At 68.3% G+C, this 4,588-nt stretch carries 3 protein-coding genes and 3 pseudogenes; 1 reads left to right on the top strand and 5 read right to left on the bottom strand.

The features are described 5' to 3' along the window. Positions 1–190 (top strand): annotated as a pseudogene (gene rnhB, locus BN903_RS10175) (ribonuclease HII); the annotation flags it as partial. A 37-nt stretch (positions 191–227) separates the two neighbouring features. Here the strand turns inward: rnhB and BN903_RS10170 are convergent. The 5 genes and pseudogenes from BN903_RS10170 to BN903_RS18110 all read right to left on the bottom strand — a co-directional run. After that, entirely contained in the window at positions 228–929 is a 702-nt protein-coding gene (locus BN903_RS10170) for a TMEM165/GDT1 family protein (protein ID WP_048077625.1), read from the bottom strand. Further along, on the bottom strand, positions 926–1,630 hold the full coding sequence (locus BN903_RS10165; RefSeq protein WP_048077624.1) for a metal-dependent transcriptional regulator: 705 nt from the start codon (positions 1,628–1,630) through the stop codon (positions 926–928). The genes BN903_RS10170 and BN903_RS10165 overlap by 4 nt, the downstream gene beginning before the upstream one ends. Before the next feature lie 289 nt (positions 1,631–1,919). Further along, positions 1,920–3,510 (bottom strand): annotated as a pseudogene (locus BN903_RS10160) (preprotein translocase subunit SecD). Positions 3,511–3,519: 9 nt separating this feature from the next. Beyond that, positions 3,520–4,392 (bottom strand): annotated as a pseudogene (gene secF, locus BN903_RS10155) (protein translocase subunit SecF); the annotation flags it as partial. 81 nt (positions 4,393–4,473) lie between these two features. Next, the coding region (locus BN903_RS18110; protein ID WP_228841083.1) for a DUF5812 family protein at positions 4,474–4,588 on the bottom strand (115 nt) is incomplete at its 5' end.

Below are 4,588 nucleotides of genomic sequence, written 5' to 3'. Positions count from 1 at the left end.
GGCCGTCGACGCCACGTACCCCGACTACGACGACGTCGGGAGCGGCTACCCGAGCGACCCGGCCACCCGCTCGTTCATCGCCGCGTACGTCGGCGACCACGGAACGCTGCCGGACTGCGCGCGCGAGTCGTGGGCCACCTGCGAGGACGCGCTGGCGGCCGCAGAGCAGTCGGCGTTAGACGAATTCTGACGGGAGCGACAACGGGGCGCGAGCGACGGCGGCCCAGTCAGAACAGCCCGCCAATGAGACCGCCGAACGCGCCGACGAACGTCTCCCACACCGAGAAGCCGGTCGCGATCGCCAGCACGGTGTCCGCGCCGAAGAAGGCGAAAAGCAGCGCGGACGCGAAGTGCGCGAGCCGCATGTCGACGCTGCCGGCGAACCGGTGGAAGAAGTACGCGTTCGCGAGGCTCACCGGAATGATGGCGAGCATCTCTCCGAACCAGATCGCGGAGGTTGCGCCGTACTGGACCGCCAAGCCGATGGTGACCAGCTGCGTCTTGTCGCCGAACTCCCCGGTCGCGGTGAGCACGAAGATGGGTAGGAAGCCGCCGAGCGACCCGGAGTACCGGTCGAGCCGACCGGGTAGGGAGAGGTCGTCGAACGCCGCCAGCCCGCCGTCGGTACGCTCCGCTTCGGCGCTCGTCTTCGGCGACGGGGCGGAGCGGTACAGCAGGATCGCGAAGACGAAGAACAGCACCGCGGTCACCACGTCCAACGCGATCGGCGGCAGCGCCGACTGGATCGCCTGTCCGAACGCGATCTCGACCGCGGTCCAGCCGGCGAACGCCGATCCCGCGGCGGCGACGACGATCTTGGGGTCGTACTTCGTCGAGAGCCCGGCGATCATCAACTGGACCTTCTCGCCCGGGAGCACCGCGAGCTGGGTGGCGAACGCGATCGCGACGATCTCGACGTAGCCGGTCATGCGTCACCCGCCTCCTGTCTGTCGGTCGCGGCCGCCGAGTCCGCGGCGCGGCGGACGTACACGCGGTCCGCGACCGCCTCCGGCAGGCCGTGTTCGTCCCCGTCGTCGGTCCGGACCGTGACCAGCCCGAACGACGTGACCTCGACGACCTCGACGGTCGTTCCGGGCGTGATCCCCGCGTCGACGAGGAACTCCAACACGTCGGGGTCGCGGTCGCTCACCCGGACGACCGTTCCCCGCTCGTCCGGCTCCAGCGCCGCGACGAGCGTCGTCCCGGCGTCTTCCGGCGTCGACAGGTCCGCCGGGGGGATCGGGTCCCCGTGGGGGTCGGCGGCGGGATAATCGAGGAGGCGTTCGACCCGCCGCGTGAACTCCTCGCTGACGTGGTGTTCGAGCGCGTCGGCCTCGTCGTGGACCTCCGTCGGTTCGTAGTCCAACTGCTCGGCGAGGAACGCCTCGATGAGCCGGTGCCGGCGCACGACCTCCAGCGCGGCGACCTCGCCTGCGGGCGTGAGTTCGACCCCCGTGTACTTCTCGCGGGAGAGCAGCCCGCGGTCGGCGAGCGTCTCCACCATGCTCGTCACGGTCGCGGGCGTCTTGTCGAGCGCCTCCGCGATCTGCGAGGTCGAAACGGGGGGTCCGCTCCGCGATTCGATCCGGTGGATCGCCTTGAGATAGTCTTCGACGGCGTCGGTGGGCATGGACTTTTTTGACCGGTCTAAATTAATAGTTTGTCGGGTGGGCGTCCGGCGCGTGAGGGACGCCGTTTTTCGCCCGGTCCGGACAACGAACGCGGGACTCGCGCCGCTATACGCGACAAAACTGATCGATCGTCACTACGACTCGGAGAAGCGACGCGGACGACGGGCGCGGCACCCCTCGTCGCGGCGGGAGAAGGGGAACGGAAGGAAGGAGGACGGCGGGAGAAGCGACCCGAGAAAAAGGACGGCGGAGGCGTTCGAAGCGGGACCGACCCGCTCCGGTCGCCGACTACCTGACCGTCAGCAGGCGGCGGAGGATGTCACCGTACGCGGGGCGGGTGACCAGCACGCCGACCAGCACGCCGAGGATAGTGAAGATGGCGAACCCGGAGAGGTCGCCGAGCGAGAGCACCATCAGCGGCGACATCGCGATGATCGTCGTGGCCGCGGCCGCGCCGATGACCCAGAAGGCCTGCCGGAACCGCGAGTCGAACACCGTTCGGGAGCTCACGTCGCCCTCGCTCATCACTTGGTCGGCGATGATGACGAGGTCGTCGACGCCGGTCCCGACGACCGCGATGAAGCCCGCGATCACCGCGAGTTCGAGCGGGTATCCGAGCAGCGCGGCGAATCCGAGCAACGCGTACACCTCGGCCAGCGCCGTGACGATCATCGGTAGGGCGACGCGGGGCTCGCGGTAGCGGAGGAACACCATCCCCGCGACGGCGAACACCGAGAGGATCCCGATGACGAGCGAGTACGTCCGGAAGTTCTCCCCCTGCGAGGCCGAGATGGACGAGGAGGTCCCCTCGCCGCTGATGTCGAGGTCGGCCGGGAGCGCGCCGGCGCGGAGGTTCAGCGAGATGGTCTGGGCCTCGCTGAACTCGCCGGTCGTGAGCCGGAACCGACCGGTCTCCGCCCACGATCCGGCACCCATGCTGTCCGCGAGCCCCGAGTCCATCCCAAAGGAGTTGACGACCTCGTCGTTGACGACGAGCAGCAGGCAGGGGTTCCGCTCGCCGGTGAGCGACCCGTTGACGTACTCACACCGGTCGGCCCGGGTGTTGTACGCGTCCGGGAAGCCGCGCTCAACTACGGCGTCCTGGAAGTTGTTGGCCGGGGACTGACCGCTCTCGTCGGTGCTGCGGACCGTGACGGGGACGTACGACCCCGTACCCTGGTCGCTCTGCGTGGCGGTCCCGATCTCGTCGAAGTTCTCCTGGACCAACACTCCCTCGTCGACGGCGGTCTCGTTGCCGTCGGCGTACGCGATGTCGATCCGGACGGTCCCGCGCTCTTCGAGGAGGTCGACCACGTCCTGTCGTCCCTCTCCCGGGACTTCGACGAGGATGAAGTACTCGCCGGTGATCGACTGGACCTGTTGGACGCTGCCGCCCGAGAGTCCCGCCTCGTTGATCTTCCCTTGGATGACGTTCATCGTCTCGTCGCGCGTCTCCTGCGTGACGCCCGAGCGAACGTCGGCGTACTCGTAGCCGCTGGCGTCCATCGCCCGCCTGAACTGGTCTTCGGTGACGGACGGCTCCGTGACCTCCACTGCCCGCTCGCCCGGAACGGCCCCGACGTTCCGCGCCGAGGCGTTGTCGAGTTCGGCCGCCACCGCCTCCGCGACAGTCGCCGGGCTGTCACCCCCGAACGCGACGTCGGTCGCGGTGTATCCCGACAGCGGCGCGCGGATCCGCGTCCCGCCCGCGAGGTCCAGCCCGTACTGGAGGTTCGTGATCCCCTCTCGGGCCTCGCTCGCGTCTTCGCCGGGGGCCGGCTCCGGCCCGAATCCGGGCGCGAACAGCGCCACCGTGGCACCGATCACGACGACGACGAGCAACAGGATCCGCCAGTTCTCCTTCGATCGGTTCCAACATTAGCGTTTCGACCCCCTCGAACTTGTGCCAGCGAAGCAGTGAGACGTTCATCAGATACGTGTTCATCAGGTCCGCACACAGCCCGACCGAGAGGATGATCCCGATGTCACGGAGGAGACCGATGCCGAACACCGAGGCGACCACCGCCATCACGACCATCGCCGCGATGGAGGTGAGCGTCATCGTCACCCCGGTCCGCATCGCGCGGCTCACCGACTCGTAGAACGCACCGGTTCGGCGCAGCACTGAGTCGTTCAACAGGATGTCCGAGTCGACGCTGTACCCGATGATCATCAAAAGCGCCGCGATCGTTCCTAGCGTCATCTGTATCCCGAGCAGGTTCATCGCCGCGACCGGGATCACGAGATCGGAGAACGCGGACGCGACGACCGCGAGCGAGGGGACGAACGTCCGGAACAGCGCGAACACGAGTACGCTCATCCCGAGGAAGGCGAGGGCCACGCCGAAGAGGGCGGTCCGCGCGGTGTCGCTCGCGAAGCTCGGCGACACCTGATCGACCGCGGTCGTCGTCAGCCCGGCCGCGCTCGCTTGGTCTTCCAAGTCGTTCGCGAGCCCCTCGGGATCGTCCTCGGACGCTTGGAACGTGACGACCACGACGTCGTCGCCCGGGATCGTGCGGATCGAGTCCGGCTCCCGGTCGAACGCCGTCTGAATCTGCTGTTCGACATCGTCCCCGTCGTCCGCGATCCGTAGCTCGACGCCGCCGGTGAACTCCAGCCCGAGGTTCGCCGGGGCTCCGGTGACGACGAACCACCCGCCGATGATCGCCAACGCGAGGACCAGAAACGCGAGCGGCACCGCCGCAAGCTGCCGGTTCGAGTAGTCGGTGTAGTCGACCTCCGGCACCTCGATCGATACCATAAATACCGCTTCCTCTGCGGGCGCGAATAAGCCTTCTTATCTGGTGGGCCGCCGGCGAGGACGCCGCTCCGGCCGCCGGCACTACGGCAGGTATCGGACCGCGACGACTCCCGGCTCCGATCGGATCTCGACGCGGTTCACGCCCAGACGGGCCGCCCGCGAGAGCGTCCCCTCGCGGTCGTCGATCACGTCGGCG

It is taken from the genome of Halorubrum sp. AJ67 (assembly GCF_000513435.1).
This window is presented reverse-complemented; position numbering and strand designations above follow the sequence as displayed.

Excerpts from the sequence above, each read along its gene's own strand:
- BN903_RS10170 (WP_048077625.1), bottom strand. The coding sequence starts at position 929 with ATGACCGGCTACGTCGAGATCGTCGCGATCGCGTTCGCCACCCAGCTC.
- BN903_RS10165 (WP_048077624.1), bottom strand. The coding sequence starts at position 1,630 with ATGCCCACCGACGCCGTCGAAGACTATCTCAAGGCGATCCACCGGATC.